Raw genomic sequence first — 24,910 nt, 5'->3', positions numbered from 1 at the left:
ATGAGCGTTCTGGTCGCTGTCGCTCACGGCAGCCGCGATCCGCGTTCGGCGGAGACCGTGGCTGCCGTCGTCGAGCAGGTTCGTCTTCGGCGGCCTGATCTCGATGTACGAACCGCGTTCCTGGATCTGAGCGAGCCGGGTCTCGGAGATGTTCTCGACGAGGTTGCCGCTGCCGGGCACACATCTGCGGTCGTCGTACCGCTGTTGTTGGGCAGCGCTTTTCATGCGCGCGTCGACCTTCCCGGACTTCTCGACGACGCGCGTGGGCGTCATCCGAACCTCGCGCTCGCGCAGGCTGCCGTATTGGGTGACGATCGCAGACTGGTCGACGCATTGCGGTCCAGAATCGTCGACGCCGGTGTCGATCCGGACGACCCGGAGGTGGGAATTGCTGTCGCGGCGGTCGGCTCCTCGTTCGCTCCGGCCAATCAGCGGACCAGAGCAATCGCCGATCGAATTCTGTTGGGCACCCGCTGGACTGCCGCGATCACATGCTTCGCGACCGCGCAGGACCCTGGGCCTGCCGAGGCACTGGCTCGACTGTCCGCCGCGGGGGCCGAGAAGGTCGTCGTCGCGCCGTGGTTCCTGGCGCCGGGTCTGCTGACCGACCGAGTGTTCGCGGCCGTCGCGGAACTTCGACCGGACGCTGTGACGACCGACGTGATCGGAGATCACAGCGCCGTGGCCGAGGTGGTGTCCGCGCGGTACGACGACGCCGTGGGCGGCTTCGCCGCACGTGCACGAAAATACATAGCCTGATATGTATTTTCGTGCACATGGGCCGAAGGCCCCTATCCCAGAATCGACGAGTCCTCGACCGTTCGACGGTAGGTGTACAGCGTCGTCACGGCGCACACGACGGTGGCCGCCATCAGGATCTGCGGGCCTGTGATGAGCAGGCTCATGACTCCGCCGAGGAGCGCACCGATCGTGAATCCCACGTAGAGCAGGAAGTATTCGAGCCAGTCCTTGGCCGAACCCCCGCTGATGTGCCGCTCGATCCCCTGGCCCATCTTGACGAGCGTGCCTGTCACGTAGCTCAGCGGAATCGACACTTCACCGTTCTTGACGAACGACGTGTTGAGCGCGCCCATCGCGAACGAGATGAACAGGATCGGGACGAACTGGACTTGCGGTGCACTCCATCCGCTCATCACCACGTCCACGGCCGACGCGATGGCCAGGGCGACGGTCGTCAATACCGTTGCGCCGTGCGGATGGTCGCGCCACAGGTGCCGCCGCGCCAACGACGCGATCACGACTCCCGCGACGAATGTGAGGATCAGCAGGATGGCCGCGGCGGCCATCGCGTTCTCGCCGCGGAAGAATCCCACCGCGCCACGCTCGGTGTTGCCGGTCATGAACGTGACGAAGTAGCCGGCCGTGTTGGTGAATGCGGCGGCACCCACCAACCCGGCCAGACCAGCGAGTACCCAGGACAGACGAGCATGTGAATCGAACATTTCTCGCATATACCCCGACGGTAGCGACGATCTACGCTCAGGTCGTCGTGGGTTCCGTCACGTCCGACGCCGCTAGCCGGACGTTGCGTTCGCCAACGGGTCGGTGGATACCTCATCACCGGTCGACGCGATCTCGGGGATACGAGTCGCCCGCGCGTACACAGTCTCACCGGGATTCAGCTGCAGTGCCTCGCTGTCGCCACGGGTGATCTGCGCAGCGAACAACTCACCTGTCGCGGCATTCTTCAGTTCGACCTTCACCTCGAATCCGAGATGCACGACACGTTCGACGACGGCTCGCGTCACACCGGCGGAATCGGCGGTGCCGTTCTGCTGTGCAAGAGCCAGCGACGGGTCGCGGCCCACCCGGATGTCGTGCGGACGAACGAGGAGCCCGTTGAGCTTGGCGACCTGACCGAGGAACGACATGACGAAGTCGTTGCCCGGGCGATCGTAGAGATCCTCGGGTGTCCCGACCTGTTCGATGCGCCCCTTGTTCAGCACGGCGATGCGGTCGGCGACGTCGAGCGCCTCCTCCTGATCGTGCGTGACGAGCACGGTCGTCACGTGGACCTCGTCGTGGAGGCGACGCAGCCAGGTGCGCAGGTCCTCACGGACCTTCGCGTCCAGGGCACCGAACGGCTCGTCGAGCAACAGCACCTGAGGGTCGACCGCTAGTGCTCTGGCCAGGGCCATACGTTGCCGCTGACCACCGGACAGCTGCGCCGGGAAACGCGTCTGGAAGCCTGCGAGTCCGACGATCTCGAGCAGCTCGTCGACGCGTCGCTTGATCTCGTCCTTGGGGCGCTTGCGGATCTTCAGCCCGAACGCGACGTTGTCTCGCACGCTGAGATGCTTGAACGCGGCGTAGTGCTGGAAGACGAACCCGATCTCACGCTTCTGGGGACTGATCCAGGTGACGTCCTCGCCGGCGAGAATCACCTGGCCGGAATCGAGCTGTTCGAGGCCGGCGATCGACCGGAGCAGCGTCGACTTGCCGGATCCACTCGGCCCGAGCAGCGCCGTCAACGATCCCTTGGGGATGTCGATGCTGACGTTGTCGAGCGCCACGAAGTCGCCGTAGGTCTTGTTGGCACCGACGACCGAGATCTCGATGTCGTTGCTCTTCTGTGCGGTCATTACTTCGTCCTCTTTTTGTCGAGGGCAGTCATCAGCAGCAACACGATGACAGCGATTGCCATGAGAAGCGTCGATGCGGCGTAGGCACCGGCTTGATTGAAGTCCTCGTACCTCGAGTTGACCAGAAGCGTCAGCGTCTGCGAGATACCCGGCAGGTTTGTCGACACCATGATCACGGCGCCGAACTCACCGAGCGAACGAGCGACCGTCAGCACGATGCCGTACGTGAGACCCCAGCGGATCGCGGGCAACGTGATGCGCCAGAAGGTCTGCAACGACGACGCACCCAGCGTGGACGCGGCCTCCTCCTGCTCCTCGCCGATCTCGTACAACACCGGCTCGACCTCGCGCACCACGAACGGGAGCGTGACGAAGATCGTTGCGATGACCATGCCCGGCAGCGCGAAGATGATCGTGAACCCGAGGGACTCGATGCCACCGAACCAACCGTTGGCACCCCACAGCAGGATCAACGCGACACCGGTGACGATCGGCGACACCGCGAACGGCAGATCGACGATGGCCTCGAGGATTCCCTTGCCCCGGAACCGGCCGCGCACGAGCGCCAATGCGGTGATCACACCGAAGACGACGTTGACCGGCACCACGATCGCGACGATCACCAACGACAACTGCAGCGCGGACTGAGCCGCAGGTGTGGTGATGAGACCCCAGAATTCGAGGAAACCGTTCTCGAACGTGCGGTACAGAATTGCACCGAGCGGGAACAGAACGAGCGCAGCGAGGTACAGCAGTGCGACCGTACGCAGCGACAGTTTGACCGGAAGTCCGATCTTCATCGAATCTGCTCCTCACGCCGAGCCAGCCTGTTGCCGACGACTCGCAGAACGAACAGCACCACGAACGCCAGAGCGAGCAGCACGACCGAGATCGCGGCCGCGTCGACCGGTTGGTCGTACTCGATCAGTTCACGAATGTACTGCGACGCGATCTGTGTGTCCCCGGGAATGTTGCCACCGATCAGCACGACGGATCCGAACTCGCCGATGGCACGTGCAAAGGCGAGACCGGTGCCGCTCAACACGGACGGCAGCAGGACGGGCAGGATGATGGACCGGAAGATCGTCCAGTTGTTCGCGCCCAACGACGCTGCTGCCTCCTCGACTTCCCGGTCGAGTTCGATCAGCACCGGCTGGACCGCGCGCACGACGAACGGAAGCGTCACGAACAGCAACGCGACCACGACGGCCGGCTTGGTCGCGTTGAACACCAGCCCGATGGGACTCGCAGGACCGTACAGCGACAGCAGCACGAGGCTAGCGACGATCGTCGGGAGCGCGAACGGAAGGTCGATCAGGGCGTTGACGAAGCGCTTGCCCGGGAATTCGTCGCGAACGAGCACCCACGCGATCAGTGTTCCGAGAACCAAGTTGATGACCGCTGCGGCGACAGACACCTGCAGCGTCACCTTGAACGTCGCCACCGCACGAGGTTCGGTGACGGCGTCCCAGAAACCGGCGAGGCCGTCGTCGAACGATTTCACGGTCAAGGCCGCCAACGGCAGCAGAACGATGATGCTCAGCCAGAGGACCGCAACTCCGAGACCGAACGGACCTACCGAGCCCGGTCCGCGAAACTTCCGCCCCTTACGAGGGGAAGGCCGCGGACCGCGCCCGGAATCGACAGTGGTCGACGCCATCGCGATTACCGAGTGTTCTCTTTGTAGATCGTCGTGATGGCGCCGTTGTCACCGAACAGTTCGGCGTCGACCGTGTCCCAGCCACCCAGGTCGTCGATCGTGTGGAGGTTGGCGGGGGTGAAGAACTTGTCGCTGAACTCGGCAGCGATCTCGGGGTTGGTCGGACGGAAGCCGGCCTCGGCCCAGATGCGCTGTCCCTCGTCGGTGTAGACGAAGTCGTTGAGTGCGTTCGCCTTGTCGAGCTGCGAGCTCGAATTCACCACTGCGACAGGGTTGTCGATGCGGAACGTGTCGGCGACGTCGATGTGCTCGACCTTCTCGCCCTGCTGCTCGATGAGCAGTGCTTCGTTCTCGTAGCTGAGCAGAACGTCGCCCTGGCCCTGCAGGAATGCCTCGGTCGCGGCGCGACCGGATTCAGGCTGGACCGGGAAGTGGCCCGACACGAGCTGCTGGACGTAATCGAGCCCAGCCTGCTTGTCCTGGCCACCGTTGCTCTTGGCCGCGTACGGCGCGAGCAGGTTCCACTTGGCGGAGCCGGAGCTCAGCGGGCTGGGGCTGATGACCTGGACGTCGGGCTTCAACAAGTCGTCCCACGTCTGAATGTTCTTCGGATTGCCTTCGCGCACAACGAGAGTCACGACCGAGCCGAACGGGACACCGCCGTACGCGTTCTGGTTCCAGTCCTCGTCGACCTTGCCCGCCTTGACCAGACGCGTCACGTCGGGCTCGACGGAGAAGTTGACGATGTCGGCGGGAGCGCCGTCGGCGACCTTGCGCGACTGGTTGCCCGACGCGCCGTAATCGGCATTGATGGACGTGCCGTCGCCGTTCTCGGTCTCCGCGAATGCCGGAGCGATCGCGTCCCAGCCGTTCTTCGGCACCGCGTACCCGACCAACGTCAATGCCGAGCCGCCCGAGGATCCACCGGAATCACCCACGGTGTCGCTCGACCCACCCCCGCATGCAGCCAGAACGAGCGATCCGACGGCTGCGAACGTGGTGAGCAGGTAACGAGAGCTGTGCCTCATCGAGAAGTGCCTTTCATCGAGTGTCTTTTCTCGGATACATCCACGGAGGTAATGCAGGAAGAAAGAGCTGAGGGTCGTCGACACGACATGCGGCACGACCGACACGTCGGCGATCGAGAGACGCGACGAAGCGCCCCACCGAACGGTGTGCGCGTAGTACCGTCGAGCTCAGTCCGCAGCTACGACGCGATGCGACAACAGTCGATATCAGCGACGTCGAGCATGCCGACCGCGATCAACGCCAGTTCATGGCGGACTCGGTACGCGGCAGCGGCAGACACGGTCAGCAATCTAGCAGAGGATTCGGACGGACTCTAATCGGCGTCCGTACCGTTTACCTGGTCAGAAACCAAGCAATCACGACGAGCACCAGCAGTGCGATCAGCGCGAGAGTGACCCTCGACTTCGGCATCAGTGACCTTCCGTTGACGATGAATCCGACAGCGCCGCCTGCGCGTCACGCTCGGATCTTCTGTCGCGCCCGAGTGCGCGCAGAACCTCGGCGAGAACGCGGTCGAACAGCCGAGCCACACCGAATGCGATCGGCACAAGGACGAGAAGCACCACGACCGACTGGGGAACGAACGGTAGACCGGTGATCCACAGCTCGATTCCGTCCCACCATGTGGCTATCGCGTGCACGGAGTTCAGCCTAGTCGGCGCCACGCCGAGAACTCCCATCGGTGGACGATGCGCACCGAGCCGTCGATGATTGACACATGACGGCATACGAGGACAAGGCAATCACCGTACCCGTACGCGACGACACGATAGAGAGGCCAGGCGTACCCGACGCCGACGCCCGCGACATTCAAGGGGCATTGGCCAGCACCGACGCGCCGGTGTCGACCCTGACGTCCTATCGCAGCGCGTTTCCCCCCATCGACGACTACGCATTCCTCTCGGACTGCGAGACGACCTGCCTCATCGCGCGCAACGGTTCGGTCGAGTGGATGTGCGTTCCACGCCCCGACTCCCCCAGCGTCTTCGGCGCGGTGCTCGATCGAAGCGCGGGTCACTTCCGCGTCGGCCCGTACGGCCAATCGGTGCCGGCAGCACGGCGTTATCTTCCCGGCGGATTGATCGTCGAGACGACCTGGCAGACCGAAACCGGCTGGATCATCGTGCGCGACGCTCTGGTCATGGGACCGTGGCACAACACCGATCAGCGCTCTCGCACCCACAAGCGAGCCCCGAGCGACTGGGACGCCGAACATATTCTGCTTCGCACGGTCAAGTGCGTCAGCGGCACCGTCGAACTGGAGATGAGCTGCGAGCCTGCGTTCGACTACCACCGCGCACCCGCCCGTTGGGAGTACACCGGCAAGGTGTACGAGGAAGCGACTGCAACGTGCGAGGCGAGCTCGATCGGCGACCAGCCGACGCTGAAGCTGACCACCAATCTCCGCATCGGAATCGAAGGACGCGAAGCCCGCGCCCGCACCCGAATGACCGAGGGCGACAACGTGTTCGTCGCACTGTCGTGGTCCGATCTCCCGGCTCCCAAGACGTTCGACGAGGCCGCCGACAAGATGTGGCGTACCTCCGAATGTTGGCGTCAATGGATCACCATCGGTCGCTTCCCCGACCACCCGTGGCGCGGATACCTGCAGCGCAGCGCGTTGGCGCTGAAAGGCCTGACGTACGCCCCGACGGGCGCCCTGCTGGCCGCGTCGACCACGTCACTTCCGGAAACTCCTCGGGGAGAACGTAATTGGGACTACCGCTACGCATGGGTACGCGACTCGACGTTCGCACTGTGGGGCCTGTACACACTGGGGCTCGACCGTGAGGCCAACGACTTCTTCTCGTTCATGTCCGACGTCTCCGTCTCCGACGACGGCAGCGCCAATCCGCTGCAGGTCATGTATGGAATCGGTGGCGAGAAGACGCTGGAGGAGACCGAGCTGAACCACCTGTCCGGCTACGACGGCGCCAAGCCCGTCCGGATCGGCAACGGAGCGTACAACCAAGAGCAGCACGACATCTGGGGCACGATGCTCGATTCCGTGTACCTGCACGTGCGCTCCCGCGAGCACGTGCCGGAGTCGCTGTGGCCGCTGCTCAAGCGTCAGGTCGAGGAAGCCATCGCGAACTGGAAGAAGCCGGACCGCGGCATCTGGGAAGTACGCGGTGAACCACAGCACTTCACGTCGTCGAAAGTCATGTGCTGGGTCGCGCTGGATCGCGGCGCGAAACTCGCCGCGATCCACGGCGAGGACGAGTACGCCGACGAGTGGAACAGCATCGCCGACGAGATCAAGGCCGACGTTCTGGCGAACGGCGTCGACGAACGTGGGGTGCTCACGCAGCGCTACGGACACGAGTCGCTCGACGCGTCGTTGCTGCTCGTGCCGCTGCTGCGGTTCCTCCCCGCCGACGACCACCGCGTCCGCGCGACTGTGCTCGCGATCGCCGACGAACTCACCGTCGACGGTCTCGTGCTGCGCTACAAGGTGGACACCACCGACGACGGACTCGAAGGCGAGGAAGGCACCTTCACCATCTGCTCGTTCTGGCTGGTGTCCGCCCTCGTCGAGATCGGTGAACTGCAGCGGGCGAAGCACCTGTGCGAACGGCTGCTCGGGTACGCGAGCCCGCTCAAGCTCTACGCCGAGGAGATCGACGCGCGGACCGGGCGGCACCTCGGGAACTTCCCGCAGGCGTTCACACACCTGGCGTTGATCAACGCCGTCGTGCATGTCATCCGGGCCGAGGAAGCGCAGGCGGCGGGGCATTTCCAGCCGGCGCACACCAACTGACCATGTGCACGGAAATACATACCCTGCTATGTATTTCCGTGCACATGGCGCGTCAGCGCCCCAACTGCCTCGCCCACGTCGCCAGCAGCTCGGCCGTCGGCAGTGCCTGCACTCGCGCGTGGCCCGTGCCCGCCCACATCGACAGCGCCGACGGGTCGCCCAATGCCGCCGACTTCGCACGCAGCTGCGAGGTCAGGTAATGCACATCGGGGTAGGCCAGCGGCGCGTCGGCCGAGTTCTCTCGCATGAACTCGTTCTCCAGTCCACGCGCTGGTCTGCCCGAGAACGCCCGGGTGACGGCGGTCGTCGTGATCCTGCGTAGCTGCTCGCGGTGCACCGGCCGTGTGCCGGCTTCGGGGGTGTCGAGCAAGGCCGTCCCGAGCTGAGCCGCGTGCGCTGCACCCGAATCCAGCAGCGGCGCAACATCGTTGCCGTCCATCAGCCCACCCGCGGCAATGCGGGGCAGACTCGACACGGCTGCGACGGCATCCAGAAGCTCGGCCAGCGGAGCCTCGGGCGCCGAACCGTCGAACGTGCTGCGGTGACCGCCCGCCTCCGGCCCTTGCACGACGAGCGCATCGACGCCGTTCGCCGTCGACACCGACGCGTCCTCGGCACGAGCCACCGTGGCCCACACCTCGGTTCCGACGTCGTGCAGGCGCGTGACCTCGTCGGCACTGAACGTGCCGAACGTGCTCGACACCAGCGGCACTGGGTTGGCGATCAACCACTCGAACTTCTCGGGATAGAAGTCGTCGCGACGCGACAGAGTTCCCGGCGTCGCGTCGTACTTGTCGAACCACGGTTGCAACCGTGCGGCGTAGGCGTCGACGTCGGCGCCCGTCGCGTCCTCGGGCATGAACAGGTTGACACCGAACGCCACCGAACCGAGCGTACTGCGCACCCAATCGACTTGCTCCGCAAGCTTTTCCGGCGTCGACAACGCTCCGGCGATCATCCCGAGCCCACCCGCACTGGATACGGCGGCCGCCAACTCGGGAGTCGACGGGCCTCCCGCCATGGGTGCACCGACGATGGGAATTCTCAGTTCGCTCAGTATCCGTGTCGTCATACTGTGCGAACTTACTCCCGCCGTGGGACGCTACTTCTTCTTGTCCGCCGACGACTCGGAGGACAGCGCAGCGACGAAGGCTTCCTGCGGCACGTCGACGCGGCCGATGGTCTTCATCCGCTTCTTGCCTTCCTTCTGCTTCTCGAGCAGCTTGCGCTTACGGCTGATGTCGCCGCCGTAGCACTTCGCGAGGACGTCCTTGCGGATCGCGCGAATGTTCTCGCGGGCGATGATGCGTGAACCGATGGCGGCCTGGATCGGCACCTCGAACTGCTGACGCGGGATGAGTTCCTTGAGCTTGGTCGTCATCTTGTTGCCGTAGGCCGCAGCTGCGTCCTTGTGCACGATCGCCGAGAAGGCGTCGACAGCCTCGCCTTGCAGCAGGATGTCGACCTTGACCAGCGCGGCGCTCTGCTCGCCGATCTCCTCGTAGTCGAGGCTGGCGTAGCCGCGTGTACGCGACTTCAAGATGTCGAAGAAGTCGAAGATGATCTCGGCCATCGGGATGGTGTAGCGAAGCTCGACGCGAGTCTCCGACAGGTAGTCCATGCCGCCCAGCTCACCGCGACGCCCCTGACACAGCTCCATGATCGAGCCGATGAACTCGCTCGGCGAGATGATGGTGCACTTGACCATCGGCTCGAACACGTCGCGCGTCTTGCCTTCGGGCCAGTACGACGGGTTGGTGACGATGTGCTCGGCACCGTCTTCCATCTCGACGCGGTAGACCACGTTGGGCGAGGTCGAGATGAGATCGAGGTTGAACTCACGCTCGAGGCGTTCGCGGGTGATCTCCATATGTAGCAGACCGAGGAAGCCACAACGGAATCCGAAGCCGAGCGCCACCGACGTCTCGGGCTCGTAGGTCAGGGCTGCGTCGTTCAGCTGCAGCTTCTCCAGCGCATCACGCAGATCGGGATAGTCAGACCCGTCGACTGGGTAGAGACCCGAGTAGACCATCGGACGCGGCTCGCGATAGCCCGTCAACGGTTCGGTCGCGCCCTTGCGGAACGTCGTGACCGTGTCGCCGACCTTGGACTGACGCACGTCCTTCACGCCGGTGATGAGGTACCCCACCTCGCCGACGCCGAGACCCGTCGTCGCCTTCGGTTCGGGTGAAACGATGCCGACCTCGAGAAGCTCGTGCGTCGATCCAGTCGACATCATCGTGACCTTCTCGCGCGGCTTCAACGCGCCGTCGACGACGCGGACGTAGGTCACGACGCCTCGGTAGGTGTCGTAGACCGAGTCGAAGATCATCGCGCGAGCCGGGCCGTCGGCGTCGCCGACCGGCGCGGGCACCTGCTTGACGACCTCGTGCAGCAATTCCTCGACGCCGACGCCCGTCTTACCGGACACGCGGAGCACGTCGCCGGGCTCACAGCCGATGATGTGCGCGATCTCGGCTGCGTACCGGTCCGGGTCCGCTGCAGGGAGATCGATCTTGTTGAGGACCGGGATGATCGTGAGGTCCTTGTCGAGCGCCAGATACAGATTCGCCAGTGTCTGCGCCTCGATGCCCTGGGCTGCGTCGACGAGTAGCACTGCGCCCTCACACGCTTCGAGCGCGCGGGACACCTCGTACGTGAAGTCGACGTGCCCGGGAGTGTCGATGAGGTGCAGCACGAACTCTTCGTCGTTGCTCACCCACGGAAGGCGAACGTTCTGCGCCTTGATGGTGATGCCGCGCTCGCGCTCGATGTCCATGCGGTCGAGGTACTGGGCCCGCATCGACCGATCGTCGATGACGCCCGTGAGCTGCAGCATCCGGTCCGCCAGCGTCGACTTGCCGTGGTCGATGTGGGCGATGATGCAGAAGTTCCTGATCTTGGCGGGATCGGTGAACGTCGTGTCGGCGAAGCTGGGCACTCGTATCCTTTGCTGGCGCTTTCGAGGAGAGAACTGGTCCATCGTCCCACGTGTACGGCTCGGCGACCCAAGTGGCTGCTGACTAGACTCGGCTCCCATGGCTGGCAACTGGAGCAGACTCGGTAAGGAACTCGGAAAAATCGCACTCCGCGAGGGGCCAAGGCTTTTCCGCCAGCTTCAGAACTCGGGCGCTCTGCAGAAGGGCAAGGATGCGATCGCGTCGAGGACGACGCCCGGACCTGCCGCTCCGGCAGGACGCCCGGTTGCGTCGAACACCGTCCCGACGGCCCACCGCGCGCGAAGAGTCGAATACTCCCCCGATCTCGACGGCAAGGCCGATCCCGGCGAGATCGTGTGGACGTGGGTCACCTACGAGGAGGACGCGAGCCAGGGCAAGGACCGCCCGGTACTCGTCGTCGGGCGTGACGGGCACACGTTGCTGGGCCTGATGCTGTCGAGCCAGAGCCACCACGACGGCGACCGCGACTGGGTCACCATCGGATCGGGATCCTGGGACGCCGAGGGCCGACCGAGTTGGATCCGGCTCGACCGCGTCCTCGACGTCCCCGAGACCGGCATCCGTCGGGAGGGCGCGATTCTCGCCAAGGGCAAGTTCGACGCCGTCGCGACTCGGTTGCGTTCGGAGTACGGCTGGTCGTGATGCGCTCGCGCCCGTGCGCGCAGAGTTGGTCTCCGTTGTCACTGTGCGCGCACGGGCGCGTAGCGCATCACGAATCGAGCCGGTCGTAACGACCGAACACCCCTCGGTACGTCAGGGCGCCCAGTGCACCGCCGATGATCGGGAACACGATGAACAGCCAGACCTGGCCCATCGCGCCTGGCTGCCACGGAGCGACGGCCAGGCTGCGCGCCGGGTTGACCGATGTGTTGTCGATCGGGATCGAGACCAGATGGATCACGACGAGCGTGAAGCCGATGGAGACGCCTGCGAGCGGAACGTCCGAGATCTGATCCGTCGACGCCAGCACCACGAACACCAGCAGCGCCGTCAGCAGGATCTCGACGACGATCGCCGCGGTGATGCCGTACCCGTTCTCGAGGACACCACCGAGCGGCCCCTCGATCGCCGACGGGCTGTGCGGTCCCCATCCGTTCGCGCCGAGTCCGTCGACGGACCGGTCGTACGCGGGCAGGCTGTTGGCGATGGCGAACAGCACCGCACCTGCCACGAGCCCACCGACGAACTGCGCGACGATGAACAAGACCGCTTGCAGCGCAGTCAGTTTGCCCAGCAGAGCCTGACCGATGGTCACCGCGGGATTGACGTGACACCCCGAGATCGGGCCGATCGCGTACACGAGGAACAGCAGTGTCAATCCGAATGCCAGTGCGACACCGAGATTGCCGACCTTGTCACCCGCGAACACTGCCGTTCCGACGGCGGCGAACACCAGAACGAACGTGCCGATCGCTTCCGCGATGTATTTCTTGGTGTCGGAGATTACTTCCGGTTCCACGTACTCCTGTGCAGTCGACATGCGCCCACCCCTGCTCGATAGGTACTTCCGAAGAAACCTGTCGAGCAGTAGGTTACGCCAGTCGTGTGATCTCTACCACAACATCGAGATCCGTGGAACCTCCACCCGAGTAAATGCCTTTCAGCGGCGGCACGTCGGCGTAGTCGCGTCCGAGACCCACGGACACGTGCTGCTCACTGACCGGAATCGCGTTGGTCGGGTCGTATCCCCACCATGCACCGGTCCACGCTTCGATCCACGCGTGACTCTGACCCTCGACCGACACACCGATGACGGCTTTCTTCTTCGGGTGCAGGTAACCGGAGCAATACCGGCTCGGAATGCCGACGCTGCGCAACAGCAACAGAGTCAGATGGGCATAGTCCTGGCAGACGCCCTTCTTCTCCGACCAGGCCTCGACGGCCGACGTGTGCACACCCGTCGTGCCGGGCACGTACGACATCTCCTCGTGCACCCAGTTCGCTATCTCCACGACAGCTTCCTGCGGCGGCAGACCCTTCGCCAACTTCTTCGCGATGGCGACGAGCTGACGATTGTGGGGCGCGTACACGGTGTAGTCGAGAACCTCGTTGAAGCGGTCGACGACCTGCTCGCTCCCCAGGTCCTCCCACGACGCCGTCTCCTCCGGCGGCACGAACGGATCGGTCTCGACGATCGACGACCCCGTTACCTCGAGCTCGGTGTGCGGCGCATGAAGGTCGAACGCCGTGACCGCGGTGCCCCAGTAGTCGGTGTAGCGGAACGAGCGCGTCACCGGGTTGGTCTCGACCCTGTTGAGAATGACGTTCTGCCGATGGTCGCTTCGCGGGGTCAGGCGCGCCTCGTTGTACGACGACGTCACCGGCGCGTCGTACTTGTACCCCGTGGTGTGGACGACGCGCATACGCCAACTCACAGTTCACCCTCCAGTTGTTCTTCGTAGTTTCCCGCACCAGCGTCGGTCCACGCGACCCACGGAGCGGCGTGGAAATACTGCTTGGAGATCGCTTCTCCCAGTTCACGGCACGTCTCCTGCAGCGCGAGGAGTCGTTCCTGCAGATCGTCCAACAGCGCACCGGGACGGAGGAATTCGAGTTCGCTGCGCGCCCGGCCGAGCAGTCGCTGCGCCTCGGCACGGGCCCCGACACGACTGTTCGGCTGGTGGTCCAGCTGATCGAGCGACCGCTCCGCCTCACTGAGCGCATAGAACACCGATCGCGGAAAAAGCCTGTCCAACAACATGAATTCGAGTACACGCTGCGCGTCGAGTGCACCGCGATAGGTCCGCAGGTACGTGTCGTGTGCACCTGCCGCGCGCAACACCGTCACCCACGCGGGCGACGACGGCCGGTCACCGGCGCGAGACAGCAACAGCCGCACGACCATGTCGACGCGTTCCACCGAGCGGCCGAGGATGAGGAAGCGGTAGCCGTCGTCGTGACTCAAGGTCGAGTCGGCGAGACCGGCGAACATCGCCGCTCGCTCTTCGATGTAGCTGAAGAACTCGTGTGGGCCGGTGCGCTTCGATGCCCGGATCCTGTCGTTGAGCCCGTTATAGGTCGTGTTCAGGCATTCCCACATCTCGGTGGACGTGACTTCCCGTGCACCACGGGCATTTTCACGCGCGCTGGACAACGAGTCGACGATCGATCCACTGCCGGTACGGCTGAACGCGACGAGCTCGGTGAGCGACCACACGTCGAGAGAAGCATCCGGCTCGTGCCGAAACCCGAGCACACGCAACAGAACTCGTGAGATGTGATCCGGATCGACGGTCGAGTCCTCGAGCAGTTGGTGGACCGTGACGTCGAGAATGCGGGCAGTGTCGTCCGCCCGCTCGACGTATCGCCCGATCCAATAGAGCGATTCCGCGTTCCGAGCGAGCATCTAGTTGCCACCGCCGTTCGACTGCTGTTGTTGTTGCTGCTGTTGCTGATCCATCGTCAGTTCCGGGCCTTGTTCGGCCGTGGGAGATTCGGGCGGCTCGCTCACGATCTCCTCGCCCGCGAGCTCCTGCTCCTCCTGCGAGGTTCGCGTCGCGAGCACCCAGGTGTCCTTGCTGCCGCCGCCCTGACTGGAGTTCACGACGAGCGATCCCTCGGGCAGCGCGACGCGCGTCAGTCCGCCCGGGAGCACCCAGACGTCGTCGCCGTCGTTGACCGCGAACGGCCGCAGATCGACGTGGCGCGGCACGAGGCGGTCGCCGATCTTCGTCGGAACCGTCGACAACTGGACGACCGGCTGAGCGATCCACCCGCGTGGGTCGGCACGGATCTTCTTGCTGATGGTCGCCAACTCCTTCGGCGAGGCGTCGGGTCCGAAGACGATGCCGTATCCCCCGGATCCCTCAACGGGCTTGATGACGAGTTCGTCGACGCGGTCGAGCACTTCCTCGCATTCGTCGTCGAGCCAGCAGCGGAACGTGTCGACGTTCGCCAGCAGCGGCTTCTCACCCAGGTAGTAATCGATGATGGTCGGCACGTAGGTGTAGACGAGTTTGTCGTCACCGACGCCGTTTCCGACGGCACTCGAGATGACGACGTTGCCGGCACGCGCGGCGTTGACGAGTCCGGCGACGCCGAGCACCGAGTCGGGCCGGAACTGCATCGGATCGAGGTAGTCGTCGTCGATACGGCGGTAGATCACGTCGACCTGACGCTCACCCTCGGTGGTGCGCATGTAGACGACGTTGTCGCGGCAGAACAGATCACGACCTTCGACGAGTTCGACGCCCATCAACCGCGCGAGCAGCGAGTGCTCGAAGTACGCCGAGTTCGCGACGCCCGGCGTCAGCACGACGACGGTCGGATCGGCCTCGTTGAGTGCCGCCGCCGCGCGTAGAGCGCGAAGAAGGTGCGACGCGTAATCCCCGACCGCGCGTACTCGGTGCGTCGCGAACAGGTCCGGGAACACACGCGCCATCGTCCGTCGGTTCTCCATGACGTAGGACACGCCGGATGGCGACCGCAGGTTGTCCTCTAGTACGCGGAACGTTCCCTGCGCGTCGCGCACGATGTCGATGCCTGCGACGTGGATACGCACGCCGTTCGGCGGAACGATGCCGATCGCCTCGCGGTGGAAGTGCTCGCACGACGTCACGAGCCGCTTCGGGACGACGCCGTCACGCAAAATCTCCTGATCCCCGTAGATGTCGGCGAGAAACATCTCGAGCGCCTTGACGCGCTGCTTGATGCCGCGCTCGAGGCGTGACCACTCGCCCGCGGCGATGACGCGCGGCACCTGGTCGAGCGGGAAGGGCCGCTCCTGGCCGGACAGCGAGAACGTGATGCCCTGGTCGACGAACGCACGGCCGAGCGCGTCGGACCGCCCGTCGAGGTCGGCCGAGCTCGACGGTTCGAGGGCCGTGTGAATCCCTTTGTACGGCGTCCTGGTCTTACCGTCGGTGTCGAACATCTCGTCGAACGCCGAGCCGTACTTACCGTTGTCGAAGTAGCCGTCGAAGACCCCGTCGATGGCGGGGTTCGCGCGTGCCGTCGACTTGGACTTCGTCTTGGCCTTGGCCTCTGGGGCAGCAGCGCCTGAAGATCGCGGACTCATTGTCGTCATGTTGCTACAGAGACTGGTGTTGAGCGCGCTGGACGCGTTAAATTCTCGAAACACTCGCGACCTTCGGTCCTCGGGCCGACTCGTCGCGTTGCCGGATTGGGTTCTCCGACGACTAACTGGTAGTCTCGATCTTCGGCGCTGGGCTGTACAAGCTCGGCAGCAGACTTCGGGCATTCCAGCATGGATCGCCCTGACCGGAATACCGACGAAGACAGAAGGATTTTACGCGTGGCCAACATCAAGTCCCAGAAGAAGCGCATCCTCACCAACGAGCGCAACCGCCTGCGCAACCAGTCGGTGAAGTCCTCGCTGCGGACGATCATTCGCTCCTTCCGCACCGCTGAGGCTGCAGGAGACAAGGCAGCGGCTTCCACCATCGCGATCACCGCAGGCCGCCAGCTCGACAAGGCCGCCAGCAAGGGTGTCATCCACAAGAACCAGGCTGCCAACAAGAAGTCGGCTCTGGCTCTGGCTGTCAACAAGCTCTGATCCACGTTCTTCACGAACAAACCCGCTCGGACTACCGAGCGGGTTTTTTCGTTCTGTCTGCGGCCGGGTGTCAGTTGCCGAGGTTCGCGACGACCGACACCGCGTGCTCGACGGCGTAATCAGCGTCGGCCGCTTGACCTTTGACGTCGGCGTTCAACTGCGCGACGATCTGCAACGCCTGACCGATGGACTGCCCATTCCAGCCGCGCGCCTGCGCCTGGGCCTTCTTGATCTTCCACGGCGGCATGCCGAGCTCACTTGCCATCCGGAACGGATCGCCACGTCCGGCCGAACCCACCAACGCGATGGTCCGCACCGCGTCGGCGAGCGCGTCGGCGAGGAGAACATGTGGCACTCCGCGGTGCATGGCCCACCGCAGCGCCTCCAATGCCCCTGCACCGTCGCCGGCTACAGCCTTCTCTGCCACGTCGAACCCGGAGACCTCGGCCTTGCCCGAGTAATACCGACGCACTGCGGCGACGTCGACCTTGCCCGCAGTATCGGCAGTCAGCTGAGAACATGCAGCAGCGAGCTCACGCAGCTCGGATCCGACCGATTCGACGACGGCCTCGACCACGTCACCACCGACCCTGACGCCTGCAGCGCTGAACTCTCGCTTGACGAAATCGGCGCGCTCGCCGGCTTTGGTCAGCTTGGCGCACTCATGGGTGACGGCGCCGATCTTCTGCAGAGCGCCTGCCATCGCCTTGGCTCTGCCACCACCGGAATGCATGACGACCAGGACAGCACCTGCCGGCGGATCCGCGGCCGCGTCGAGCACGAGGGCGACGGCGTCCTTACCGGCCTCGGCCGCCGCTTCGAGGACGACGACCCGATCCTCGGCGAACAACGACGGGCTCAGCAGCTCGGCGAGTTCGGGTGCACTGGCATCGCCTGCGCGAAGCTTGGTGACCGGCACGTCCTCCCCTTCGGGAGCACCGGCACGCACATCTCCGACGATCGAGGCGACCGCACGGTCCATGAGCAGTTCCTCGTCACCGAGAACGAGATGCAGAGCGGGAACCGGAGATGTCGCAGTCACAGCACAGATCGTGCCATGCCGGTCCGACGCTCTCCGAATGCGCCGCGGTCAGAGCATCGCGGCACCGATCCAGACGAGAATCGCCGCCGCGGACAACACTCCGCACACCCATCTGAGCCATCGGACACGCAGTGCCCCGAGCACGACCATCGTGACGGCGAGAACCAGACCCGCGCCGGCGAGACCGTCGGGAACGGCGAGTGCGCCGCCGGGCGTCGATGCCGCCCAGTGCGCAACCGCGATCAACCACCACAGAGGCGCCGACGCGAGCTTCACCACAAGGGCAGCAGGCAAGAGCGACACCTGCGCGATCAGTGCCGCGATCGCGCCGATGACCGTGATCGGCGCGACGACCGGAGCTACCAGGACGTTCGCGAGCACACCCACCACCGAGAACGTGCCTGCCATCGCGGCGACGACCGGCGCCGTGACGGCGTGTGCAGCAGCGGCCACCGCCACGATCTCCGCGCTCGCCCTCCCCCACCCGTGCCTGCGTAGCCAGTCCACCCACACCGGGGCCAGGACGACGAGTCCCGCGGTCGCCAGTACCGACAGGGCGAAGCCGAAGTCGACGGCCAGTTCCGGCCACCACGCCAGCAGTCCGAGAACCGCCGCACACAGAGCAGGCACCGCTTGGCGACGCCGACCCGTCACGAGCGCCAACAACCCGACCCCACCCATCACGGCCGCCCGGAGCACGCTCGGCGACGGTCGAGCGATGACGACGAACGACAGCAGCACGACGGCACACACCGCGGCAGTCGGTCGTGGGCCGATGCCGATCCACCGCGTCAGCAACAGGACGGCACCGAGCAGAATCGAGAAGTTTGCACCGGACACCGCATTGAGGTGTGTCAAACCTGCTGCCTTGAAATCTGATTCGACGTCGTCGGGCAAAGCCGACACATCTCCGACGACGAGTCCCGGCAGCAGTCCGGCCCGATCGCTGGGGAGCGCTTCCGACGCTGCCGCCGCGAGGTCACGCCGAACCGCATCCGCCGCGGATCCGATCGGTCCGGGTTCTTCCACCAGCAACGGCGCGCCTTGGACTCGAATGACGGCGAGCGTCAGATCCGCTCGGTCCGGCGGGGAGAGGCGTCCTCGGAGCGTCACCGACTGCCCCGGAACCATGTGCTCCCACCCATCGGCTGGTGCCAGAACGAGTACTCGCCCTCCATGGTGGATCGGCACGCCGCCGATGTCGATCTGCGTCAGATCCGCCCGCACCGAGACGGTCGGCGGGCCGCCGTATCGCACGCGCCGTGGATCCTCGCGGACGACGACCGCCGCACTGACCCACGCCTTCTGCGCGGCTGCCGCCGTGACGGGACTTGATTCGACCGACGACGAATGGACTGCCGCGGCACCCGAGTAACAGGCGCCCGACACCGCGAGTGCGATCAGACCCGCGCCCACGCCCCGCGAGCGCACGACCGAAAGAACCAGCAGCACAGCGGCACCCAAGGAAATCACCGCGACCACACCGGCCACCACCGATCCGAACAACAGCCCGATGATCGTGGACATCCACCCTGCGGCGGCCGCAGGCACCAACCGCAGGTCGTACGGCCGGATGGTCGGTTCGGTCACACCGAGACCTGGTCGCGGAGCTTCTCGAGTCGCACCGGTCCGATACCGTCCACCTCCGACAATTGCTCGACATCGGTGAACGGGCCGTTCACGTCCCGCCACGCGACGATGTTGGCCGCAGTGACCGGTCCGACACCGGGCAAGGAGTCGAGTTCGGCCACTGTCGCGTCGTTCAGATTCACCGGCCCACTACCACCTCCTGCGGCATCCGATGTCGAATTCGACTGCACTGCAGCATCACTCGTCGTACCACTGACGACAGGTCGACCGTCGGGCGGGAGCGCGCCGACGACGATCTGATCACCATCGGCAACCTTCGCGGCGAGATTGAGCGCGATGACGTCAGCTCCCTCACGTGCACCGCCTGCCGCGGCCAACGCGTCGGCGACGCGGGAGCCGGCGGGAAGATGAACCAACCCGGCATGCACGACGAGACCGACGACGCTGACGACGAGATCGACGGCAGGTTCGACGACACCGGACGTCGCTACCGTTGTCGAGGTCGCGTCGTCCGACACCGGTTGCACCACGGGCAGAGCCGGGACGGGGGCTACCGCGGGAGCGTCGCGCAGCCAGCCGTACGCCGCGACGAGAACGACGACGAGCCCGACGCCGGACAGCGCGAGCATTCCCTTGCGTCCGGGATCCACCCGGGCGCCGCGCCACCGTTCGGGGAGGAACTCCGACAGCGCTGTGCCGCGCCGGTCGTCGGCCAACAGCCAATTCGGTTGTCCTGCATCGTTGTCGCCACGATCCTCGGCGTCGTGCGTGGTAGCTCTGGAGAGACTTGCCATGAACGGACGCTAACGCGACCGCACGTTCACAGATCTCGTCGCGTGCTGGTCACGAATTGCCCTGTGGACAACGGGGAACCTGTGGAATTTCAGGCGTCGGGACGAACGACGACGCCGAGTGCTCCCGGCCCCACATGCGCACCTAGTACCGCCCCGAACGGAGTGATGTCGACGCCGTCGACCTGCGGGACACGCTCTGCGATCTGCGACGCGAGGACCTCGGCGCGTTCCGGGCACTGCATGTGGTGCACCGTGACGGCGACTCCCCGCTCACCGGCGACCGATGCCACCGCGCCGACGAGTTTGCCGAGCGCCTTCGTCGATGTGCGCGCTTTCTCCGCGAGAACGAGCTTGCCCTCACTCAGGTGCAGAACGGGTTTCATCGCAAGGGCGGTACCCAACAAGGCAGCAGCGGCACCGATCCGGCCGCCGCGGCGCAGATGGTCGAGCCTGTCCACGACGATGAAGGACCGCACACGTGCCGACACCGAGACCGCGGACTCGTAGACGGCGTCGAGGTCACCACCGGCTGCGGCCGTCGTCGCGGCGGACAGCGCTGCGTATCCGAGCCCCATGCCGGCTGCGGCGGAATCCACGACGCGTACGCCGTCGCCGACCTCTGCTGCCGCCTGCCGCGCTGCTTCCCACGTGCTGGACAGTCCCCGCGAGATGTGGACGGCGACGACTCCGTCACCACCGCTGCGCTGCACTGCATCTCGGTAGATTCGGGCGAGCTCGTCGGGTGAGCTGCCTGCCGTCGTCACGGGCCCGTCGTCTGCGAAGTTCTCGGAAATGGGGTCGACACCTTCGCGGAGGTCCATACCGTCGACGAAGATGTGGAGCGGTGCGATCGACATGCCGTGACGTCGTGCCGTCGCGGTGTCGATGCACGACGACGAATCGGTGACGACGACGACGCTCACGCCCGACGACCGTCCGCACCCACAAGGGGCCGTAGGTGTGCGAGCATCGCGTCCGCGACGGCCACGTGCGCGTCCCAACCCCAGTGAATGCCATCGGGATTCGCGTTGCCGGACATGATGTTCTCGCGCACTGCGTCGGCGAGGTCGACCAGCGGCACACCGGTGTCCGTACTCCACCGACGCAGTGCCCGCTCGGCGGCGGGACGGCCGGTGTGAACGTTTCCGTAGGCGTCGCTGCGGTGCACCGACGGTAGCGTTCCGATGACCGGAAGCTCGGGTCGGACATAGGCCAGCGCGGCGCGCGACTTCTCCAGATAGTCGACGCTCAACTTCGGCGGCAGCGCGACCGGCCAGCCCAGCGGCGACAAACGAGGCTGCACCCACTGATACGCGTCCCGGACGACACGACGCAGCGCGGGTGGCCGAACATAGCGAATCTGTTCTCGCAGCGCCGTCGGAAGCGGAGACGGCAGCGAGTCCATGCCGCCGACACCGAACACGACGGCGCCCGCCTTCGGAATGGCCGCCCACACACGGGGATCCTGCGTCAATGCCCACCACACGTCGCGACTGGTCCAGCCGATGCGCGCGACGAGTTCGACTGTCCAACCCAGCTCTGCCGCAACCAGATTGGGCCAGATTCTCGGGTCGTCGACCGGGAGGCCGCCTTTCGGGCCGTAATAGCTGAGCGAGTCCGCCAACACCAGCAACACCGGCGGCGTCCCCGGCGCCACCGGCTGCGCCGAGTAGTCGTCAGAGGACGTCACTGGCCACTCTCGCCGACGCGTTCCACACGTCCAGACGCCATCCGAGAGCGTCACCCTCGCCGTGACTGCTCAGCTGCACCCAGCTGGTGTTGGACAGTCCACCGAGCACCGGCCAGCGGTCGACGGGCAGGTCGAGCAATGCTGCCGTCAGAGCGGCGATCAAACCGCCGTGCGCGACGAGGACGACAGGATGACTGGCGCCTTCTGCACCCCACTCGGGTCGGCTCGCGATCAACTCCTGCACGACGGGCACACTGCGACGCGCGACGTCGATGCGATTCTCGCCTCCAGGTGGGGCCATCGTCGCATCCGCACGCCATTCCAACCGAGCACCCGGAGCCACGGCGTCGACGTCGAGGTGCGTCAATCCCTGCCACTCACCCAGATGTGTCTCCCGCAGACGCTGATCGACGGCGACCGGCAGACCGGCCGCGTTGCCGAGTGCATCCGCGGTGTCGAAAGCACGGCGAAGGTCCGACGAGACAATGCACAGCGGCGATCGAGCCGCCAGCACGGCAGCGGCGTCCTTGGCCTGCGTCCGGCCGAGCTCGGTCAGATCCGTGTCGAGCTGACCCTGCATGCGGTCGGTGGCGTTGTACTCGGTCTGACCGTGACGCAGCAGGATCAACTGCCGCTTGGCGGCGATGCTCACTGCTCCAATTCCGAGTCCGAGTCCGGGCGCTCACCGAGCCCCGGCACGTCGACCGTCGGGCAGTCCTTCCACAGACGCTCGAGCGCGTAGAAGTTGCGCTCGTCGTTGTGCTGGACGTGGACGACGACGTCGACGAAATCGAGCAGCGCCCACCGGCCCTCGCGAGTGCCTTCCTTGCGCACCGGCTTGTATCCGGCCTCGCGCAGCTTGTCTTCGACGTTCTCGACGATCGAGCTGACCTGGCGCTCGTTGGGCGCCGAGGCGATGACGAAGCAGTCCGTGATGACCAACTGCTCCGAGACGTCGAGCACGACGACGTCGGTCGCCAGTTTGTCGTCGGCCGCGAGTGCCGCGATTCTCGCGACGTTCACGGCCTCGTCTGTTGCAGTCACTTAGTTGTTCTCCCACTGTTTCGGACTCGATTCCCCGGTCACTGCGCGGGTGACGGAATCGGCCTGTTTCTTCTTCTGCGGCGCCGGCTCCGACATGGTGACGGAACCGTCGAGGCGTTGTGCGCCTCTGGGTCGATAGAGATTTCTCTTCGAGATGTACTGCACCACGCCGTCGGGCACGAGGTACCAGACCGGCCGATTCTCGCTGGCCCGCAGCCTGCAATCGGTCGACGAGATGGCCAACGCCGGAATCTCGATCAGCGTCAACGCGTCCTCGGGTAGATCCTGAAGGTGATCCGCCAGATGTTCGACGCCCAGTTCGAATCCTGGCCTCGACACACCGACGAACTTGGCCAGTTCGAAGAGTTCCTCCCAGTTCTGCCACGTGAGGATACTCTCCAGCGCGTCGGCGCCGGTGATGAAGTACAGCTCTGCATTGGGGTGCTGGGCGCGCAGATCACGCAGCGTGTCGACGGTGTACGTCGACTTCTCGCGATCGACGTCGACACGGCTCACCGAGAATCGGGGGTTGGATGCGGTGGCGATGACCGTCATCAGGTACCGGTCCTCGGCAGGGCTGACGGCTTTGCCCTCCTTCTGCCACGGCATGCCGGTGGGGACGAAGATGACCTCGTCCAGACCGAAGCTGTTGGCGACCTCGCTTGCTGCGACGAGGTGCCCGTGGTGAATCGGGTCGAACGTTCCGCCCATCACGCCGAGTCGGCGGACCGCGGAACGGCCTGCTGACGAGTCGGTGGCCTCGGGTGGTGGGTGCACGATTGTCGAGCTTACTTCGCCGATCCCGTCACACCGGCAGCAGACGGGCCACGATGTCGGACAGCTGCTTGGCAGAGCGGCACTCGTACATGCTGATCACGTCGCCGTACACGTTCGCCGCCGAGTCACCGGAGCCCCACTGTCCCTTCGGTTCGGGGTTGAGCCAGTACGCATGCTTGGCGACCGAGACGATACGTGCGAGAGCCGCCGTCCCCGGGTCGCGATAGTTGGTCCGGCCGTCGCCCAGCACCAGAACCGACGTCCGTGACGTCACCGCCCCCGCATAGTTGTCGTCGAACGTGGTGAAGGCATTTCCGTAATCGGAGTGGCCGTCGTAGGTGATCAGATTCGCCTCGCGAATGATTCGCGACATCGCCGCGCCGAGATCCGCCCCCGAGTCGAAGAATCGAGTCACCTCGTCCGTCGAGTCTATGAACGCGAAGATCCGCACTCGTGAGAACTGTTCTCGCAGAGCATGAACCAGCAGCAGCGTGAAATGGCTGAATCCAGAGACGGACCCGGACACGTCGCACAGCACCACCAGCTCGGGGCGTGCACGTCGCGGCTTTCGTTGCACGAGGTCGATCGGAACTCCTCCGGTCGACATCGACTTGCGCAATGTACGCCGAAGATCGATCGCACCGGCTCGACTGCGACTACGACGGACCGCGAGCCTCGAAGCCAGCAACCGCGCGAGTGGTGTGACACTGCGCCGCAGCGCGACCATCTCGGTGTCCGACGCGCGGAGGAAATCGACCTCCTCGGCCAGCTTCGGAACCCCGTAGCTCGCGACGCGCTCTTTGCCCAACTGCTCCGCGGCGCGGCGTCGCGTCTCCTTGTCGACCATCATGCGCAGATCGGCAAGCCGTTGTGCCGCAGTACGTTTGGCCACTTCGTCCTCGTAGCCACCGGACGAGCGGGTCGACGCGTCGTCGTTGCGGCCGAGCAGTCCTTCGAGGATCCTGCTGAGCAGAGTGTCGGGTGCGACGTCACGCAATGCCTGATAGGCCGAGAACGACGGCCCGTTGGTCGATTTGTACTGGCCGAGTTCTTCGACCATCTGCGCGGCAAGCAGTTCGGTCAGTTCGACCGCGTCCGGCCCGCCGTCGATCAGCAGCTCGGCGATGAGGTCCCGGAGTGCGGCGAAGTCCACCTGTCCGTCCGGGGTGCGCGGCAGCGACGTGTCGATCTTGCCCGGTTCACGCTGCCCCGACGCGGCGGGAAACCACAGGTCGAACAGTGCGTCGAACGTCGCGCGGTGGGTGGGCCGTCGAAGAAGCGAGCACGCGAGGCCTTCGCGCAGTGCCTCACGGTCCATCAGATCCAGCACCGACACGACCTGGCCTGCGTCGACGGTCTCCGACGGACCGACGCCGACGCCACGTCGACGCAGCGCCTCGACGAAGTCGACGAGGTGTCCGGGGAAACCGTGCGGGGACTGCATG

The 24,910-nt window shown here is 65.2% G+C and carries 26 protein-coding genes; 4 read left to right on the top strand and 22 right to left on the bottom strand.

Annotation, left to right across the window (positions count from 1 at the left end; genetic code table 11):
* On the top strand, positions 1 to 759 hold the full coding sequence (locus CHB96_RS11125) for a sirohydrochlorin chelatase (protein WP_089246008.1): 759 nt from the start codon (positions 1 to 3) through the stop codon (positions 757 to 759).
* A 32-nt stretch (positions 760 to 791) separates the two neighbouring features.
* Here the strand turns inward: CHB96_RS11125 and CHB96_RS11120 are convergent, their stop codons facing one another.
* From CHB96_RS11120 to CHB96_RS11095, 7 genes are all read right to left on the bottom strand, one after another.
* Positions 792 to 1,463, bottom strand: coding sequence for a YoaK family protein (locus CHB96_RS11120; RefSeq protein WP_089246006.1), 672 nt, complete (start codon positions 1,461 to 1,463; stop codon positions 792 to 794).
* Between the two features lie 72 nt (positions 1,464 to 1,535).
* Complete coding sequence (locus CHB96_RS11115) at positions 1,536 to 2,603, bottom strand: sulfate/molybdate ABC transporter ATP-binding protein (protein ID WP_089246004.1); 1,068 nt, start codon at positions 2,601 to 2,603, stop codon at positions 1,536 to 1,538.
* On the bottom strand, positions 2,603 to 3,403 hold the full coding sequence (gene cysW, locus CHB96_RS11110) for a sulfate ABC transporter permease subunit CysW (protein ID WP_089246002.1): 801 nt from the start codon (positions 3,401 to 3,403) through the stop codon (positions 2,603 to 2,605). The genes CHB96_RS11115 and cysW overlap by 1 nt, the downstream gene beginning before the upstream one ends.
* Complete coding sequence (cysT, locus tag CHB96_RS11105; protein WP_089246000.1) at positions 3,400 to 4,263, bottom strand: sulfate ABC transporter permease subunit CysT; 864 nt, start codon at positions 4,261 to 4,263, stop codon at positions 3,400 to 3,402. The genes cysW and cysT overlap by 4 nt, the downstream gene beginning before the upstream one ends.
* Positions 4,264 to 4,268: 5 nt before the next feature.
* Positions 4,269 to 5,291: a sulfate ABC transporter substrate-binding protein gene (locus CHB96_RS11100; RefSeq protein WP_089245998.1), complete on the bottom strand. Its 1,023-nt coding sequence runs from the start codon at positions 5,289 to 5,291 to the stop codon at positions 4,269 to 4,271.
* Between the two features lie 179 nt (positions 5,292 to 5,470).
* The gene (locus tag CHB96_RS30350; RefSeq protein WP_342746252.1) at positions 5,471 to 5,572 is read right to left on the bottom strand and encodes an Ms4533A family Cys-rich leader peptide; all 102 of its coding nucleotides are present in this window, start codon (positions 5,570 to 5,572) and stop codon (positions 5,471 to 5,473) included.
* A gap of 130 nt (positions 5,573 to 5,702) precedes the next feature.
* Positions 5,703 to 5,933, bottom strand: coding sequence for a hypothetical protein (locus tag CHB96_RS11095; protein ID WP_245865464.1), 231 nt, complete (start codon positions 5,931 to 5,933; stop codon positions 5,703 to 5,705).
* 77 nt (positions 5,934 to 6,010) lie between these two features.
* On the opposite strand from CHB96_RS11095, the gene CHB96_RS11090 reads away from it, so the two are divergent.
* Entirely contained in the window at positions 6,011 to 8,053 is a 2,043-nt protein-coding gene (locus CHB96_RS11090; RefSeq protein ID WP_089245995.1) for a glycoside hydrolase family 15 protein, read from the top strand.
* Between the two features lie 52 nt (positions 8,054 to 8,105).
* Here CHB96_RS11090 and CHB96_RS11085 read toward each other — a convergent pair whose 3' ends face one another.
* Together CHB96_RS11085 and lepA are read right to left on the bottom strand one after the other, a co-directional pair.
* On the bottom strand, positions 8,106 to 9,125 hold the full coding sequence (locus CHB96_RS11085) for an NAD(P)H-dependent flavin oxidoreductase (RefSeq protein WP_089245993.1): 1,020 nt from the start codon (positions 9,123 to 9,125) through the stop codon (positions 8,106 to 8,108).
* Between the two features lie 30 nt (positions 9,126 to 9,155).
* Positions 9,156 to 11,036, bottom strand: a complete 1,881-nt coding sequence (gene lepA, locus CHB96_RS11080) for a translation elongation factor 4 (RefSeq protein ID WP_089245991.1) — start codon at positions 11,034 to 11,036, stop codon at positions 9,156 to 9,158.
* A 55-nt stretch (positions 11,037 to 11,091) separates the two neighbouring features.
* Here lepA and CHB96_RS11075 point away from each other — a divergent pair, with 55 nt between their 5' ends.
* A complete protein-coding gene (locus tag CHB96_RS11075) occupies positions 11,092 to 11,655 on the top strand; it encodes a type II toxin-antitoxin system PemK/MazF family toxin (protein WP_089245990.1) in 564 nt (187 codons plus the stop codon).
* A gap of 67 nt (positions 11,656 to 11,722) precedes the next feature.
* On the opposite strand, the gene CHB96_RS11070 is transcribed toward CHB96_RS11075, so the two are convergent.
* From CHB96_RS11070 to CHB96_RS11055, 4 genes are read right to left on the bottom strand one after another with little or no spacing between them, the layout of a single operon-like run.
* A complete protein-coding gene (locus tag CHB96_RS11070; protein ID WP_089245988.1) occupies positions 11,723 to 12,493 on the bottom strand; it encodes an aquaporin in 771 nt (256 codons plus the stop codon).
* A 52-nt stretch (positions 12,494 to 12,545) separates the two neighbouring features.
* Positions 12,546 to 13,376 carry a transglutaminase family protein gene (locus CHB96_RS11065; RefSeq protein ID WP_089245986.1) on the bottom strand — a complete coding sequence of 277 codons (831 nt, stop codon included), beginning with the start codon at positions 13,374 to 13,376 and terminating at the stop codon, positions 12,546 to 12,548.
* Between the two features lie 8 nt (positions 13,377 to 13,384).
* A complete protein-coding gene (locus CHB96_RS11060; RefSeq protein ID WP_089245984.1) occupies positions 13,385 to 14,359 on the bottom strand; it encodes an alpha-E domain-containing protein in 975 nt (324 codons plus the stop codon).
* Positions 14,360 to 15,886, bottom strand: coding sequence for a circularly permuted type 2 ATP-grasp protein (locus CHB96_RS11055; RefSeq protein ID WP_245865493.1), 1,527 nt, complete (start codon positions 15,884 to 15,886; stop codon positions 14,360 to 14,362).
* A 381-nt stretch (positions 15,887 to 16,267) separates the two neighbouring features.
* Here CHB96_RS11055 and rpsT point away from each other — a divergent pair, with 381 nt between their 5' ends.
* Complete coding sequence (rpsT, locus tag CHB96_RS11050; protein ID WP_089245982.1) at positions 16,268 to 16,528, top strand: 30S ribosomal protein S20; 261 nt, start codon at positions 16,268 to 16,270, stop codon at positions 16,526 to 16,528.
* 70 nt (positions 16,529 to 16,598) lie between these two features.
* On the opposite strand, the gene holA is transcribed toward rpsT, so the two are convergent.
* The 9 genes from holA to CHB96_RS11005 all read right to left on the bottom strand — a co-directional run bounded on the left by holA (position 16,599) and on the right by CHB96_RS11005 (position 24,909).
* Positions 16,599 to 17,570 carry a DNA polymerase III subunit delta gene (gene holA / locus CHB96_RS11045; RefSeq protein ID WP_089245980.1) on the bottom strand — a complete coding sequence of 324 codons (972 nt, stop codon included), beginning with the start codon at positions 17,568 to 17,570 and terminating at the stop codon, positions 16,599 to 16,601.
* Between the two features lie 48 nt (positions 17,571 to 17,618).
* Complete coding sequence (locus CHB96_RS11040) at positions 17,619 to 19,160, bottom strand: ComEC/Rec2 family competence protein (RefSeq protein WP_089245978.1); 1,542 nt, start codon at positions 19,158 to 19,160, stop codon at positions 17,619 to 17,621.
* Positions 19,157 to 19,954, bottom strand: a complete 798-nt coding sequence (locus CHB96_RS11035) for a ComEA family DNA-binding protein (protein ID WP_089245976.1) — start codon at positions 19,952 to 19,954, stop codon at positions 19,157 to 19,159. The genes CHB96_RS11040 and CHB96_RS11035 overlap by 4 nt, the downstream gene beginning before the upstream one ends.
* Before the next feature lie 89 nt (positions 19,955 to 20,043).
* Positions 20,044 to 20,877, bottom strand: a complete 834-nt coding sequence (locus CHB96_RS11030; protein WP_089245974.1) for a DegV family protein — start codon at positions 20,875 to 20,877, stop codon at positions 20,044 to 20,046.
* Complete coding sequence (octT, locus tag CHB96_RS11025; protein WP_245865462.1) at positions 20,874 to 21,644, bottom strand: diglucosylglycerate octanoyltransferase; 771 nt, start codon at positions 21,642 to 21,644, stop codon at positions 20,874 to 20,876. The genes CHB96_RS11030 and octT overlap by 4 nt, the downstream gene beginning before the upstream one ends.
* Positions 21,631 to 22,224 carry a histidine phosphatase family protein gene (locus tag CHB96_RS11020; protein ID WP_245865489.1) on the bottom strand — a complete coding sequence of 198 codons (594 nt, stop codon included), beginning with the start codon at positions 22,222 to 22,224 and terminating at the stop codon, positions 21,631 to 21,633. The genes octT and CHB96_RS11020 overlap by 14 nt, the downstream gene beginning before the upstream one ends.
* Positions 22,225 to 22,292: 68 nt before the next feature.
* Positions 22,293 to 22,688 (bottom strand): ribosome silencing factor, encoded by a 396-nt coding sequence (rsfS, locus tag CHB96_RS11015; RefSeq protein WP_089245970.1) that lies wholly within the window; start codon positions 22,686 to 22,688, stop codon positions 22,293 to 22,295.
* Positions 22,689 to 23,465, bottom strand: a complete 777-nt coding sequence (gene nadD, locus CHB96_RS11010; protein WP_281254415.1) for a nicotinate-nucleotide adenylyltransferase — start codon at positions 23,463 to 23,465, stop codon at positions 22,689 to 22,691.
* A 28-nt stretch (positions 23,466 to 23,493) separates the two neighbouring features.
* Positions 23,494 to 24,909, bottom strand: a complete 1,416-nt coding sequence (locus CHB96_RS11005; RefSeq protein WP_089245968.1) for a vWA domain-containing protein — start codon at positions 24,907 to 24,909, stop codon at positions 23,494 to 23,496.
* Position 24,910: the final 1 nt, after the last annotated feature.

Source organism: Rhodococcoides kyotonense, from assembly GCF_900188125.1.
GTDB lineage: Bacteria > Actinomycetota > Actinomycetes > Mycobacteriales > Mycobacteriaceae > Rhodococcoides > Rhodococcoides kyotonense.
The sequence above is the reverse complement of the archived record's forward strand: the minus strand, read 5'-3'. Positions and strand labels throughout refer to the sequence as shown.